The sequence below is a fragment of the Enterobacter cloacae complex sp. P18RS genome, assembly GCF_014982105.1.
GTDB classification, from domain to species: domain Bacteria; phylum Pseudomonadota; class Gammaproteobacteria; order Enterobacterales; family Enterobacteriaceae; genus Enterobacter; species Enterobacter hormaechei_C.
In genome coordinates this window covers 116,047-130,162 of record NZ_JADCKV010000014.1, presented here as the reverse complement: position 1 = coordinate 130,162, position 14,116 = coordinate 116,047, and the positions used below count along the sequence as shown (strand labels likewise).

Genomic DNA, 14,116 nt, shown 5'->3' with positions numbered 1-14,116 from the left:
GAAGCGCGCTCGTAAAATGCAATTTTGCAGCTGGTCTGCGGCTCCCGGGCAGGGTATACCCTTCGCAAAACAGGGAGGGGTAATAATGGTGAAATGGATAAGCATACTGATGATCTTCTTAAGCAGCGGGGCGATGGCAATCTGCCCGGTCTGGTCACCGGCTAAAGCCGGGCAGGAGATCGCGGCCCTGAAGGCGCAGCTGACCCGCTGGAATGATGATTACTGGAAACAGGGCCGCAGCGAGGTGAGCGACGACGTTTACGACAGGCTTAACGCCCGCTTAAAACAGTGGCAGCGCTGTTTTCACGATGAACCGCTGCACGACGATCTTCCAGCCGCCAGTGGGACGGTGAAGCATCCCTTCGCCCATACCGGCGTGCATAAGGTAGAAAGCAAGCAGGCGCTAAGCCGCTGGATGGCGACGCAGCAGGATCTCTGGGTACAGCCAAAGGTGGATGGTGTTGCGGTCACCCTGGTCTACAAAAACGGCAAGCTGGCGCAGGCGATTAGTCGGGGCGACGGCTTACAGGGGGAAGAGTGGACGGCACAGGCGCGAATAATTCCCGCTATTCCGCAAACGCTGGCCGGGCCGCTTGCCAACAGCGTGTTGCAGGGTGAACTTTTTCTGCTGCGCGAGGGGCATATCCAGCAGCGGATGGGAGGGATGAACGCGCGTGCGAAGGTAGCGGGAGCGATGATGCGCGCGACCGATCGCGCAGCGCTGAAGCAGACAGGCATTTTTATCTGGGCCTGGCCGAACGGCCCAAAAGCGATGAAAGCACGCCTTTCCGCGCTGGCGGAGGCAGGTTTTACCCTGACGGCCCGCTATACCGTGCCGGTTAAAAACGCGGCTGATGTGGAGGCGCAGCGGACGGCCTGGTTTAAGGCTTCGTTGCCCTTCGCCACGGATGGCATTGTGGTTCGCGCCTCGGCAGAGCCGCCGGGCGAGCGATGGCTGCCGGGGGAAGGGAGTTGGGTCGTCGCATGGAAATACCTTCCTGTGGCCCAGGTGACGGAAGTCAAAGCGATTCACTTTACCGTTGGCCGTACCGGGCGGATCACCGCGATTGCGCAGCTTGAGCCGCTGATGCTCGACGATAAACGCGTACAGCGCGTCAGCTTAGGGTCGGTTAACCGCTGGCAGAGGCTGGATATTGCCCCCGGCGATCAGGTGCTGGTAAGCCTGGCGGGACAAGGTATTCCCCGGCTGGATAACGTGGTGTGGCGCAATGTGGATCGCCGTAAACCGCAGCCGCCCTCATCGCGCTATAACGGTTTAACCTGTTTCTATGCCTCCCCGGAGTGCATGGAGCAATTTTTTGCCCGGCTGACGTGGCTAAGTTCCAGGCAGGCGTTAGATATCGAAGGAGTGGGCGAATCAGGATGGCGGACCCTCTATCAGGCGCATCGGTTTGAGCACCTCTTCTCCTGGCTACAGCTCACGCAGGCGCAGCTCACCGCGACGCCGGGGATATCGGCATCGCATGGCGCTGCGCTGTGGCATCAGTTTAACCTGGCGCGGGAGCGACCTTTTATCCGCTGGATCACCGCGATGGGAATACCGCTGGCCCGGTCGACGCTCAAGGCGGCAGGGGATCGCACCTGGCAGGCGCTGATTCAGCGAAGCGAAGCGGAGTGGCGGATGCTGCCGGGTGTCGGGCAGGAGAAGGCCCGCCAGATCGTAAACTGGCTGCATCAGCCTCAGATTGATGCCCTGGCAAAATGGCTGGCCGCAGAGCACATCGGTGGATTTTAATCTGCGTGCGCTCCTGAACAGACTGGCGAGGGGGCACACTTCCGCTGCCGTGAATAGCGTATTTATGAGACGCGGTTTATATACGCAATAATTATGAATATAAATGAATTATTCATGGTAAATATATTTTGAGGAAATATTATCCCTGAACCCAATTTCAGAATTTGCTCTGCTTGCGTTTTTATTTTCTTTGAGAGAACGGCTTAATTGATCTCAATCACTATTAATCGAGGGCAATAGCCGGGAATGAAGGAGTTATAGGCAATGCAGCCTGAGTATTGTTCGTATTTTTGCTTTTAATTTCAGCTGCTTAACTATTTTATTAATAATATGTTGAGTGTTTTCTGGTTAACAATTAGTCATATTTATTCTGCCGGAAATCATTGCGTCAAATTATTATAAGAATTATCTTATCCAAAATTTTTAAGGTAGTTACCGCTGGGGTGCATTTCGCATCACTTCTGCGTTTTCCTTTCTTTTTGCACCCCGTGAGGGAGTTAACTATCTGAACTCCAATTGAAGCAATTAAGGGTACCGAAATATATCCTGGCGGTTTATATGCGCTGGTGTTCAGAGCCCAGGGCTTTTACATGGATGATTTTCCGTCCCTGTCGGGCCGGAATTCAGCCCCGGGCTTTATGCCCGTTAACCGGGACCTGGTTTCCAGGTGCTCATATTTTCCTTCATTTGAATGAGGACCAAAAATGAAAAGGACGCTTTGTACAGTGCTGACGGCACTCACGCTGGCGACTGCCCTGCCTGCTATAGGCGCTACCACCGAAGCAGGTAGTACCAGCGCAGCAACAACCGGTACAACAACCGGAGCAACGGTGGGAACTACCGCTGGCACTACGGGGGGACTGGCGGCAGGCGCGATTGGGACAACCGCTGTTGTCACCACCGCTGCGATTGCCGGCGTAGCGACGTTAGCCGTTGTCGCGGCAAGCGACAGTGGCGATGACTCAGGCAATGGTACTTCCACGACGACAGTTACCCGCTAAGGCTGGTGCGCAAGGCGATATAGCCTTGCGCTGAACAGCGCAACGACTTGACCCGGTGGCGATATCAAAGCCGGGTATTTGATTGATTTCAATGTTATTTAATCAAGGATTTCTGGTGAGACTGTTTATTCTGCTCATCATGACTCTGCTGATCCAGGGATGTACGCCGAGCCAGCAGAGCATTATTGAGACCTTTAACGCCAGCCTGGACGGGCGCCAGGATGTGACGGTAACGGACGGGCAGATTCAGGTGCTCCCATACTCAACCATGTACCTGCGTCTGGATAATGGCCCGAGGATCCTGGTGGTTCTCGGATACATCGAACAGGGAAACAGTAAGTGGTTATCGCAGGATAATGCGATGATCGTCACGCATAACGGTCGCCTTATCCACACGCTCAAGCTCCCTTATAACCTGCTTGAGGTAACCAACCTTGAGCACGATCCGCTGCGCCACACGCCGCAGCTCCGCGACGGCAGCCAGTGGTCGCGTGATGTGCGCTGGCAGGAAGAGGGGCGGTATCGCTCCGCACACCTGACCTCGCGCTTCTCCCTGAGCGGGACGGAAAACCTGACCCTTGCCGGAAACACGCTACGTTGTCAGGTCTGGCAGGAGACGGTGCAGGCCGACGGCCTCGATCGTCGCTGGCATAACACCTTCTGGATTGATTCCGCCACCGGCCAGGTACGCCAGAGCGAACAGATGCTCGGCGCGGGCGTATTCCCTGTCACCATGACGATGTTGAAGCCCGCCCCATGAACAGACTCAGAAAATGGTTACCTGGCGTAGGGCTATCTCTCTTCAGCCTGCCCGCCTTATGCGCAAGTGTCGTTACCGTGCATCAGCCGGGCAAAACGTGGTCTGCTGGACAGGCCGATACGCTCTCCCGGCTGGTCACCCAGCCGCAGCTGAACAACGTCTGGTGGCAGGGCGCTGTCATCGCAACCCCTTCCGCCACGCGGCGAGCGCAACAGACGCAACAGCAGGTGCTGGCGTCGCTTTCAGCCTGGCAGAATCGCGCCGATGACGAGCGGATCGCGACCATTCGCGCTGTCGCTACACAGACCCGCTCCCTGCGGATCGTCGGGCGGCAGTTTATCAGCCTCGATCCAGACGCCGTGCGTACCGACGCCCGCGGCGATCGTTCCCTTGAGGGCCGTTACGATCTGTGGGTCTCGCCTGCGCCCCGCACCGTCACGCTGATGGGGGCGGTCGCCACACCGGGGAAACTGGCCTGGCGTCCGGGCGCAAGCATCAGGGATTACTTACAGGGGCAGCTGCGGCTGGCTGGCGCCGACAGGAATAACGTGACCGTTATCGATCCTGACGGCAGTACGGTTGTTGCGCCGGTGGCGTACTGGAACGCACGCCATATTGAAGCAGAGCCGGGCGCTGTTCTGTGGGTGGGGTTTGATCCCCGGGCGGTGCCGGACGATTTTACCGGTCTGAATGAGCAAATCGTTGCGCTCCTGACGCGGCGGATACCTGACTGATGAACAAACTTTTTTTACTGAGCGGCCTTGCTCTGGCGATCTCTTCTGCCTGCCACGCGGAGCTGCGTACCTGGCCCGATCCGACCGGACCTTCACAGTCCGACTTTGGCGGCACCGGCCTGATGCAAATGCCCGACGCGCGCTTTGGTCGGGAAGGGGAATTCAGCGTCAACTACCGCGATAACGACCAGTATCGTTTTTACTCCTCTTCGGTCGTGCTCTTTCCGTGGCTGGAAGGGACGATTCGTTATACCGACGTCCGCACCCGCAAATATAGCAGCGACGAGGATTTCAGCGGCGATCAAAGCTACAAGGATAAGTCGTTCGATTTTAAGGTTCGTCTGTGGGAAGAGGACTATAGCCTGCCGCAGGTGGCGCTCGGCAAGCGCGATATTGCGGGCACCGGCCTGTTCGACGGTGAATATCTGGTTGCCAGTAAAATGGCCGGACCGGTCGATTTTACCTTTGGAATAGCCTGGGGATATCCCGGTAATAGCGACAACGTGGGTAACCCGCTGTGCCACGACAACAATAAGTATTGCACCCGCGGCGAATCACATGATGCCGGGGATATCAGCTTTAGCGATATGTTTCGTGGTCCGACGTCGCTGTTTGGCGGCCTCCAGTATCAGACGCCCTGGCAGCCCCTGCGCCTGAAGCTCGAGTATGACGGCAACAATTATGCCGATGATTTTGCCGGCTCCATTAAGCAGTCGAGCCATATCAACGTGGGGGCAGTCTATCGCGTTGCCGACTGGGCCGATCTCAACCTCAGCTACGAGCGCGGCAATACGCTGATGTTTGGCTTCACCCTGCGGACCAACTTTAACGATCTGCGCCCCGCGCTGCGTGATAACCCGAAACCGGCCTGGAAACCGGCACCGGCAGGCGAGACGCTGGACTATACCTCGGCGGCAAACCAGCTCACCGCGCTTAAGTACAACGCAGGCTTCGATGCGCCGGAGATCCTTCAGCACGGCAATACCTTATACATGACCGGCGAACAGTATCGCTATCGCGATCCGCGCGAAGCGGTGGATCGCGCCAACCGTATTCTGATCAATAACCTGCCCGACGGGGTCGACACGATCGCTATCACCCAGCGGCGTGACCATCTGCCGCTGGTCACGACGCAAACCGATGTCACCAGCCTGCGCAAACAGCTGGCGGGACAGCCGCTCGGCCAGGAGGAGGCGCTCAGGCAGCAGCGCGTCGAGCCTGTGGATACCACAGCGTTCGCGCGCGGCTACCGTATTCGCGCCGATCGCTTCAGCTACAGCGTCAAACCGACGCTGGCGCAGTCGCTGGGCGGTCCGGAAGATTTCTATATGTTCCAGGTGGGGTTGATGGCCAGCGCCAGCTACTGGCTGACCGATCGTCTGCTGCTCGACGGCGGCGTGTTCGCCAACCTCTATAACAACTACGACAAGTTCAAATCCTCGCTGCTTCCCGCTGACTCCAGCCTGCCGCGCGTCAGAACCCATATTCGCGATTATGTCAGCAATGACGTCTACATCAACAACTTACAGGCCAACTATGTCGATGCGCTGGGGCACGGCTTCTATGCCCAGATTTATGGCGGCTACCTCGAAACCATGTACGGCGGTGTGGGAGTAGAGGCGCTCTGGCGCCCGCTTGATAGCGACTGGGCGCTGGGCGTGGATGCGAACTACGTCAAGCAGCGCGACTGGGACGACATGATGCGCTTCACCGACTACAGCGCGCCAACCGGATTTATCACCGCCTACTGGAACCCGGCGAAGCTCAACAGCGTGCTGATGAAGCTGAGCGTCGGGCAGTACCTGGCGAAGGATAAAGGCGCCACCCTCGACGTCGCGAAGCGATTCGACAGCGGCGTGACGGTAGGCGCCTGGGCGGCGCTGACCAACGTCTCGAAAGAGGATTATGGCGAAGGTGGCTTTAGCAAAGGCTTCTACATCTCGATCCCGCTTGATCTGATGACGATCGGCCCAAATCGCAACCGGGCGGTGGTCTCGTGGACGCCTCTCACGCGTGATGGCGGCCAGACGTTAGGCCGTAAATATCAGCTCTATGACATGACGTCAGAACGCGAAACCCCGGTAGGGCAGTAGTACCGGATGAAACAGGCATTACTTAACCAGATGATTTTCCTGAATGAAAAACGTTAAATTTTCCGTGCTTGCGTTGGCTATGATGGCGTTAAGCGGTTGTACTATCGTACCGGGCCAGGGACTTCGCACCCAGGGCAAAGATATTATCGATCTGCCTGACAGCAATTACGATCTGAATAAGATGGTCAACGTCTATCCGCTCACGCCGGGGCTGGTGGAGCAGTTGCTGCCTGGCAAAGTCGACTCCCGCGCGAATCCTGAACTGGATCGCCAGCTTCAGAACTACCAATATCGCATCGGCGTCGGCGACGTGCTGATGGTTACCGTCTGGGGCCACCCGGAGCTGACCACCCCCGCAGGTCAGTACCGTAGCGCCAGCGATACGGGCAACTGGGTGAATGCCGATGGCACGATCTTCTACCCCTATATCGGCAAAATCCGCGTCGTCGGCAAAACGCTGGCCCAGGTGCGCGATGAGATCGCCGCCCGGCTGGACTCGGTGATTGAGAGCCCGCAGGTGGATGTCAGCGTCGCGGCGTTCCGCTCGCAAAAAGCCTACGTGACGGGCGAAGTGGCTAAGTCGGGCCAGCAGCCCATCACTAACATTCCGCTGACCATAATGGATGCGATCAATGCGGCAGGCGGCCTGACGTCGGAGGCGGACTGGCGCCACGTGGTGCTGACCCATAACGGCCAGGACACGCACATTTCTCTCTACGCGCTGATGCAGCGCGGCGATCTCACCCAGAACAAACTCCTCTATCCGGGCGATATTCTCTTCATTCCCCGTAATGACGACCTGAAAGTGTTTGTCATGGGCGAGGTGGGTAAACAGAGCACCCTGAAGATGGACCGTAGCGGCATGACGCTGGCGGAAGCGCTGGGTAATGCGCAGGGCGTAAATCAGGATATGGCCGACGCCACAGGGATCTTTGTGATTCGTCCGTTGCAGGGCAAGCAGAACGGCAAAATCGCCAACGTCTACCAGCTTAACGCCCGGGATGCCACCGCGATGGTGTTGAGCACCGAATTTCAGCTTGAGCCTTACGACATCGTCTATGTCACCACCGCGCCGCTGGTGCGCTGGAACCGCGTGATCTCTCAGCTTGTGCCGACCATTACCGGCGTACATGACCTGACTGAAACAGGGAGATATATCAGAACATGGCCAAACTAACGTTTAACGCCATCCTGGTGATCTGTACCGGCAATATCTGCCGCTCTCCCATTGGGGAACGGCTGCTGCGCCGGCTGCTTCCCGCCGCCCGGGTCGATTCAGCGGGAATTTGTGGCCTGGAAGGGCGCACCGCCGATTCACAGGCGACAGAGATCGCCGCCGAACGCGGCACCCTGCTTGAGGGCCACGTGGCGCGCAGGCTCACCGCCGCCATGGTGCGCGACTACGATCTGATTCTGGCGATGGAGCTGGAACATATCGAGCAGGTCACGGCTATCGCACCGGAGGCGCGCGGCAAAATGATGCTCTTTGGTCACTGGACGGGCAGAAAAGAGATCCCGGACCCCTACCGTAAAAACCGGGACGCATTTGAATATGTTTATGGGCTGCTGGAGCAGGCCAGTCTGGAATGGGCGAAACGGCTCAGTTAATCACACGGGATAGTTACGTTTTATGTCAACAAATAACCTTCACGCCCATGATGCGTCTGCCGCGAATAACGAGATCGATCTTGTGCGCCTGTTGGGTGAGTTGCTCGACCACCGAAAATTTATTCTCATCCTTACCGCGCTGTTCACGCTGGCGGCACTGCTTTATGCGCTCTTTGCCACACCAGTTTATCAGGCCGATGCACTGATACAGGTGGAACAGAAGCAGGGCAACGCGCTACTCAGTAACCTTAGCGAGTTCATCCCTGACTCCTCGCCTGAGTCGGCGCCGGAGCTTCAGCTTCTCCAGTCGCGCATGATCCTCGGTAAAACGATTGATGACCTGAACCTGCGCACGCAGGTAAGTGAAAACTATTTTCCCCTTGTCGGACGCGGCTGGGCGCGGCTCACCGGGCAACAGCCTGGCATCGTCGATATCCGTATGCTCAATCTTCCCCCTGTCGCGGGTCGGGCGCAAAAGCTGACGCTGACCGTCGGCGAGAAGGGCCACTATCAGCTGGAAGGCGATAACGTGACGTTACAGGGCGTCGTGGGACAGCCGCTGAGCGCGGCGAATATCGCCATTACCATTGCCGCTATCCAGGCGAAGCCGGGTACGCAATTTACGATTACACAGCTGAGCGAGCTGGAGGCCATTGACGCGCTACAGCTGCGTTTTTCCGTGAGCGAGCGCAGCAAGGACAGTGGGATGCTTGGCCTGACCATCACGGGGGAAGATCCCGATGAGATGGCGCGCGTGCTTAACTGCATCGCCGATAACTATTTACAACAGAACGTGGCTCGCCAGGCGGCGCAGGATGCGAAAAGCCTGCAATTTTTGAAGCAGCAGCTTCCGCAGGTGCGCAGCGAGCTGGACCAGGCCGAGGAGAAGCTCAACCGCTATCGCCAGCAAAACGACTCCGTTGACCTGAACCTGGAGGCAAAAGCGGTGCTGGAGCAGATTGTGAATGCGGACAATCAGCTCAATGAACTGACCTTCCGGGAAGCGGAAATTTCGCAGCTCTACAAAAAAGATCACCCCACCTACCGGGCGCTGATTGAGAAACGCCAGACGCTGGAGCAGGAAAAAAACCGCCTGAATAAACGGGTATCGTCCATGCCGTCAACCCAGCAGGAGGTGTTGCGCCTGAGCCGTGATGTGGAGTCGGGACGCGTTATCTACCAGCAGCTGCTTAACCGCGAACAGGAGCTGAGCATCGCCCGGTCGAGCGCAATTGGTAACGTCCGCATTATCGATCCGGCCGTGACCCGGCCGCAGCCAGTCAAGCCGAAAAAAGCGCTGGTTGTCGTTCTGGGGGTTCTCCTGGGTCTGTTCGTCTCTGTGGGCTGGATCCTGGCGCGCAGTATGCTGCGTATGGGCATTGAAACGCCGGAGCAGCTGGAGGAGCATGGGATTAACGTCTATGCCACCGTACCGCTGTCGGAATGGCTGGCTAAAAAGATGCGTTTGCGCAAAAAAGACTTTATGTCCTCAGGGCTGCGCCATAAGACCAAACATATCCCCTTCCTGGCGGCGGATAACCCGGTCGATCTCTCCGTGGAGGCGATTCGCGGCCTGCGCACCAGTCTGCATTTTGCGATGATGGAGTCAGCGAACAATATACTGATGATCTCTGGCGCCACGCCTGACAGCGGTAAAACCTTTGTCAGCAGTACCCTGGCGGCCGTCGTGGCGCAGGCGGGACAGAAAGTGCTCTATATTGATGCGGATATGCGTCGCGGGTATGCCCATGATCTGTTTAAGCTCGACAATACCTGCGGCTTATCGGAGATGTTGTCCGGTAAGGCGGAATATACCCTGGGCGTTCAGACCTTCGATAAAGGCGGGTTCGATACCATCGTGCGCGGGCAGATCCCCCCTAATCCGGCGGAGCTTCTGATGCATACGCGTTTCCAGCAGCTGCTGGACTGGGCGAATGAACGCTACGATCTGGTGATTATCGATACGCCACCGATCCTGGCGGTCACCGACGCGGCGGTTGTCGGTCGTCGCGCAGGCACCACGCTGCTGGTCGCCCGCTTCGGGATGAACAGCGTGAAGGAGATGCTGGTCTGCGTACAGCGTCTGGAGCAGAGTGGCGTCAATACCAAAGGGGTGATTCTCAACGGCGTCGTTAAGCGGGCAAGCAACGCTTACGGCTACGGCTACCATCACTACGGTTACAACTATTCGAGTAACTGATTATCCGGCGCCTGCCCGCTCTGACATTAATGCGCATTGTGTTTGTAATGAAAAACGGGCAGGCCCAGCTTCAGGCGCAATGCCAGCATACGCGCGGTGAAACCAAACAGCAGCGTGGAGATAACCACCACATCGTGGCTGGTGACATAGTGCTGCAAGGCGACGTAAAGCACCGCCGCGGCAAAGGAGATGCCGGCATACAGTTCCTTCTGGAAAACCAGCGGGATACGTTTGCAGAACATATCCCGCAGCACCCCGCCAAACACGCCCGTGATCACGGCAGCAATGGTGGCGATAACCGGGCCTTCACCCATATCGAGAGCGATCTGTGCGCCAATGATGGAAAAAACAATCAGCCCAAGCGCATCCAGCACCAGAAACAAGCGGCGCAGATGAGGCATCACCGGCGCCACAATCGTGGTTAGCACGGCTGCCGTTGCCACGATAATGACGTACTCAGGGTTTTTGACCCAGCCGAGCGGATAATGGCCAAGCAGAATATCGCGCACGGACCCGCCGCCGAGCGCGGTGGCCGTGGCAATAATAATCACGCCGAAGGTGTCCATACGGCGACGTCCGGCAGCGAGCGCGCCGGTCATGGCTTCTGCGGTAATGCCAATAAGATAGAGAATGTGAAGCAGCATAAACCCTCCGGAATGAAGAGGAGGAGATTAGCGATTTGTGCGGAAGATCACGATTGAGATTTTCTAAGGCGAGGGGGTTTGCCCTACAGAAATTTATCAACGCATGCCTGGCGGGCTTGTGATAAGGCGGGAGAAAAAGAAAGTAAGGCTAAATAAGGATTAGAAAAAGTAATGGGTGGTGTGCGAGGCAACACCACCCTGAAAGGAATTACTCGATATTCTGGATCTGCTCGCGCATCTGCTCAATCAGGACCTTCAGCTCAATCGCTGAATTGGTTACCTCTGCATTGATAGACTTAGACGCCAGCGTGTTCGACTCGCGGTTGAACTCCTGCATCATAAAGTCGAGACGGCGGCCTACCGCTTCTTTCTTCTTCAGAATGTTGTAGGTCTCTTTAACGTGCGCTTCCAGACGATCCAGCTCTTCAGCCACGTCCACACGCTGCGCCATCAGCACCAGCTCTTGTTCCAGACGGTTGTTTTCCAGCTGAACTTCCGCCTCTTCCAGTTTGGCGACAAGACGCTCACGCTGCCATTGCAGCACTTCTGGCATATGAGCGCGCACTTTAGCGACTTCGGCGCTCACGCCTTCAAGGCGTTGCTCAATCATCGCTTTCAGCGCCTGGCCTTCGGTTTCGCGGGCAACTATAAAGTCGTCCAGCGTGCCGTCGAGTGCAGCCAGGATTTCAGCGGTAATCGCGTCCAGATCCTGCTCTCCGGCGGCCATCACGCCAGGCCAGCGCAGAATATCAACCGGGTTGATCTCGCCTTCATCGCTCTGCATTTTGACCCAGTTCGCCGCATTAACCAGCTGTTTTGCCAGCTTTTCGTTCAGGATCAGTTCGCCCTGTGCACTGGCATCGGGCTCAAAACGCAAATTACATTCCACTTTCCCGCGGGTCAGACGCGTACGGATACGCTCACGCACCACAGGCTCCAGGCTGCGGAACTGTTCCGGCATACGGAAATACGTTTCCAGATAGCGCTGGTTTACCGAGCGCATTTCCCAGGTAGCGCTACCCCAGCTACCCTTGATTTCACGCCGGGCGTAGGCGGTCATACTGCGGATCATAGACATTCCCGTTTTTAAAGGAGAGATGGGGGGATTATAGCTTTCAGGGGCTTCTCAGGATAGGAATAAGCGTCCTTTATCCGTATAATGCGCAGCCACATTCGTTTCAAGCCGGAGAATCCATCATGCGTCCAGCAGGTCGTAGCGCCAACCAGGTGCGTCCCGTCACCCTGACCCGTAACTATACAAAACACGCTGAAGGCTCCGTGCTGGTTGAGTTTGGTGACACCAAGGTGCTTTGCACCGCGTCCATTGAAGAGGGCGTGCCTCGCTTCCTGAAAGGTCAGGGCCAGGGGTGGATCACCGCCGAATACGGTATGTTGCCGCGCGCAACCCATACCCGTAATGCCCGTGAAGCGGCAAAAGGTAAGCAGGGCGGCCGTACTATGGAGATCCAGCGCCTGATCGCGCGTGCGCTCCGCGCCGCGGTTGACCTGAAAACGCTGGGTGAGTTCACCATCACGCTGGACTGCGACGTGATCCAGGCCGATGGTGGCACGCGTACGGCCTCTATTACCGGTGCCTGTGTGGCGCTGGCAGATGCCCTGAACAAGCTGGTTGCCGCCGGTAAGCTGAAAACCAACCCAATGAAAGGGATGGTTGCTGCTGTCTCCGTTGGTATCGTTAACGGCGAGGCGCTTTGCGATCTGGAATACGTTGAAGATTCTGCCGCAGAAACCGACATGAACGTGGTGATGACCGAAGATGGTCGCATCATTGAAGTGCAGGGTACGGCAGAAGGCGAGCCATTCACCCACGAAGAACTGCTCACCTTGCTGGCGTTGGCCCGAGGGGGAATCGAATCTATTGTAGCGACGCAGAAAGCGGCGTTAGAAAATTGATTTTAAGGCGACCAATGAGTCGCCTTTTTTTTGCCTGTAAGACTGAAAAGACAAAGGAGCAAATCCATGAAATCGTATCAGCGCCAGTTTATTGAGTTTGCGCTTAACAAGCAGGTACTTAAGTTTGGCGAGTTCACGCTGAAATCCGGGCGTAAAAGCCCGTATTTCTTCAACGCCGGGCTGTTTAATACCGGGCGCGACCTGGCACTGTTAGGCCGCTTCTATGCCGAAGCGCTGGTGGATTCCGGGATTGATTTCGACCTGCTGTTTGGCCCCGCGTACAAAGGCATTCCAATTGCAACCACCACGGCGGTAGCGCTGGCGGAGCACCATGACCGCGACGTACCGTACTGCTTTAACCGTAAAGAGGCCAAAACCCACGGTGAAGGCGGCAATCTGGTAGGCAGTGCGTTGCAGGGGCGTGTGATGCTGGTGGATGACGTGATCACCGCAGGTACCGCGATCCGTGAATCGATGGAGATTATCCAGGCTAACGGCGCAACGCTTGCGGGTGTGCTGATTTCGCTCGATCGTCAGGAGCGCGGGCGCGGCGACATCTCTGCTATTCAGGAAGTGGAGCGCGATTATGGCTGCAAGGTCACGTCGATTATCACGCTGAAAGACCTGATTGCGTATCTGGAAGAGAAGCCTGAGATGGCTGATCATCTGGCGGCGGTGCGTCAATACCGCGAAGAGTTTGGCGTATAATTCAATTGCCCGGTGGCGCTACGCTTACCGGGCCTACCCGTTCGTAGGCCGGATAAGGCAAAGCCGCCATCCGGCGATGGCGTTACTGTAACTGAGCAGCCACTAACGGCCAGCGGGCGTCAAAATCGTCCGTTGGTCGATATTTAAACTCGCTGCGCACAAACCGGGAGAGCATCCCTTCGCAAAATGCCAGGATCTGGCTTGCCAGCAGGGTTTCATCCGTATTATATCCCTCGCCCTCCCGCATTTTCTTCTCGCGCAGAACCTGACGCAGCTGGGCTTCGATACGCTCAAAAAGCTGGTTTATACGGCCTTGCAGACGATCCTGTTCAAACATCAGCGCGTGGCCGGTCAGAATACGGGTCAGACCCGGGTTACGTTCACCAAAGCCCAGAATCAGCAGCACAATCAGACGCAGACGCGTGCTGGTGTCTTTTTCATCCTTCAGAATCAGGTTGATGCGCGTGATCAGGCTGTCTTCGATAAACTCGATCAGGCTGTCAAACATCCGGGTTTTGCTCGGGAAATGACGATACAGCGCCGCCTCTGACACGCCCACAGAGGCCGCCAGTTTTGCGGTGGTGATGCGTTGACTGCCGTCGCTGGATTCAAGCATCAGAGCCAGAGATTGAAGTATTTCTTCGCGACGATTCCTTTTCGCGGTTTGTTTTTCTGCCATGTTACAAAATACCCCTGAA

General features: G+C 56.8%; 13 protein-coding genes. 10 read left to right on the top strand and 3 right to left on the bottom strand.

All coding sequences use genetic code 11. The annotated features are described in order from the left end of the window. Positions 1-85 precede the first annotated feature (85 nt). From ligB to etk, 8 genes are all read left to right on the top strand, one after another. Complete coding sequence (gene ligB, locus INF61_RS11090; RefSeq protein WP_193547770.1) at positions 86-1,756, top strand: NAD-dependent DNA ligase LigB; 1,671 nt, start codon at positions 86-88, stop codon at positions 1,754-1,756. Positions 1,757-2,460: 704 nt separating this feature from the next. After that, positions 2,461-2,757 (top strand): hypothetical protein, encoded by a 297-nt coding sequence (locus tag INF61_RS11085; protein ID WP_017383628.1) that lies wholly within the window; start codon positions 2,461-2,463, stop codon positions 2,755-2,757. Between the two features lie 115 nt (positions 2,758-2,872). After that, positions 2,873-3,517: a YjbF family lipoprotein gene (locus INF61_RS11080; protein WP_023295702.1), complete on the top strand. Its 645-nt coding sequence runs from the start codon at positions 2,873-2,875 to the stop codon at positions 3,515-3,517. Then, positions 3,514-4,251, top strand: a complete 738-nt coding sequence (locus tag INF61_RS11075; RefSeq protein ID WP_023302877.1) for a capsule biosynthesis GfcC family protein — start codon at positions 3,514-3,516, stop codon at positions 4,249-4,251. The genes INF61_RS11080 and INF61_RS11075 overlap by 4 nt, the downstream gene beginning before the upstream one ends. Continuing rightward, positions 4,251-6,344, top strand: coding sequence for a YjbH domain-containing protein (locus tag INF61_RS11070; RefSeq protein WP_193547769.1), 2,094 nt, complete (start codon positions 4,251-4,253; stop codon positions 6,342-6,344). Before INF61_RS11075 ends, INF61_RS11070 begins: the two co-directional genes overlap by 1 nt. Before the next feature lie 43 nt (positions 6,345-6,387). After that, entirely contained in the window at positions 6,388-7,521 is a 1,134-nt protein-coding gene (locus INF61_RS11065) for a polysaccharide export protein (RefSeq protein ID WP_193547768.1), read from the top strand. Then, positions 7,509-7,952 (top strand): phosphotyrosine protein phosphatase, encoded by a 444-nt coding sequence (locus tag INF61_RS11060; RefSeq protein ID WP_023295706.1) that lies wholly within the window; start codon positions 7,509-7,511, stop codon positions 7,950-7,952. The genes INF61_RS11065 and INF61_RS11060 overlap by 13 nt, the downstream gene beginning before the upstream one ends. Positions 7,953-7,974: 22 nt before the next feature. Then, positions 7,975-10,152, top strand: coding sequence for a tyrosine-protein kinase (gene etk / locus INF61_RS11055; protein WP_193547767.1), 2,178 nt, complete (start codon positions 7,975-7,977; stop codon positions 10,150-10,152). Positions 10,153-10,178: 26 nt separating this feature from the next. Here etk and INF61_RS11050 read toward each other — a convergent pair whose 3' ends face one another. Beyond that, positions 10,179-10,796 carry a trimeric intracellular cation channel family protein gene (locus INF61_RS11050; protein WP_006812426.1) on the bottom strand — a complete coding sequence of 206 codons (618 nt, stop codon included), beginning with the start codon at positions 10,794-10,796 and terminating at the stop codon, positions 10,179-10,181. Positions 10,797-11,004: 208 nt separating this feature from the next. Further along, positions 11,005-11,868, bottom strand: coding sequence for a YicC/YloC family endoribonuclease (locus INF61_RS11045; RefSeq protein ID WP_003860907.1), 864 nt, complete (start codon positions 11,866-11,868; stop codon positions 11,005-11,007). A gap of 125 nt (positions 11,869-11,993) precedes the next feature. Here INF61_RS11045 and rph point away from each other — a divergent pair, with 125 nt between their 5' ends. Together rph and pyrE are read left to right on the top strand one after the other, a co-directional pair. Beyond that, positions 11,994-12,710, top strand: coding sequence for a ribonuclease PH (rph, locus tag INF61_RS11040; protein ID WP_015570044.1), 717 nt, complete (start codon positions 11,994-11,996; stop codon positions 12,708-12,710). Positions 12,711-12,776: 66 nt separating this feature from the next. Beyond that, the gene (gene pyrE / locus INF61_RS11035) at positions 12,777-13,418 is read left to right on the top strand and encodes an orotate phosphoribosyltransferase (protein ID WP_015570043.1); all 642 of its coding nucleotides are present in this window, start codon (positions 12,777-12,779) and stop codon (positions 13,416-13,418) included. Between the two features lie 82 nt (positions 13,419-13,500). Here the strand turns inward: pyrE and slmA are convergent, their stop codons facing one another. Then, positions 13,501-14,097 (bottom strand): nucleoid occlusion factor SlmA, encoded by a 597-nt coding sequence (gene slmA, locus INF61_RS11030; RefSeq protein WP_003860901.1) that lies wholly within the window; start codon positions 14,095-14,097, stop codon positions 13,501-13,503. Positions 14,098-14,116: the final 19 nt, after the last annotated feature.

What these genes read in the sequence shown, in the direction of transcription:
- ligB (WP_193547770.1), top strand. Translation starts at nt 86, where the DNA reads ATGGTGAAATGGATAAGCATACTGATGATCTTCTTAAGCAGCGGGGCG.
- INF61_RS11085 (WP_017383628.1), top strand. Translation starts at nt 2,461, where the DNA reads ATGAAAAGGACGCTTTGTACAGTGCTGACGGCACTCACGCTGGCGACT.
- INF61_RS11075 (WP_023302877.1), top strand. Translation starts at nt 3,514, where the DNA reads ATGAACAGACTCAGAAAATGGTTACCTGGCGTAGGGCTATCTCTCTTC.
- INF61_RS11070 (WP_193547769.1), top strand. Translation starts at nt 4,251, where the DNA reads ATGAACAAACTTTTTTTACTGAGCGGCCTTGCTCTGGCGATCTCTTCT.
- INF61_RS11065 (WP_193547768.1), top strand. Translation starts at nt 6,388, where the DNA reads ATGAAAAACGTTAAATTTTCCGTGCTTGCGTTGGCTATGATGGCGTTA.
- INF61_RS11060 (WP_023295706.1), top strand. Translation starts at nt 7,509, where the DNA reads ATGGCCAAACTAACGTTTAACGCCATCCTGGTGATCTGTACCGGCAAT.
- etk (WP_193547767.1), top strand. Translation starts at nt 7,975, where the DNA reads ATGTCAACAAATAACCTTCACGCCCATGATGCGTCTGCCGCGAATAAC.
- INF61_RS11050 (WP_006812426.1), bottom strand. Translation starts at nt 10,796, where the DNA reads ATGCTGCTTCACATTCTCTATCTTATTGGCATTACCGCAGAAGCCATG.
- INF61_RS11045 (WP_003860907.1), bottom strand. Translation starts at nt 11,868, where the DNA reads ATGATCCGCAGTATGACCGCCTACGCCCGGCGTGAAATCAAGGGTAGC.
- rph (WP_015570044.1), top strand. Translation starts at nt 11,994, where the DNA reads ATGCGTCCAGCAGGTCGTAGCGCCAACCAGGTGCGTCCCGTCACCCTG.
- pyrE (WP_015570043.1), top strand. Translation starts at nt 12,777, where the DNA reads ATGAAATCGTATCAGCGCCAGTTTATTGAGTTTGCGCTTAACAAGCAG.
- slmA (WP_003860901.1), bottom strand. Translation starts at nt 14,097, where the DNA reads ATGGCAGAAAAACAAACCGCGAAAAGGAATCGTCGCGAAGAAATACTT.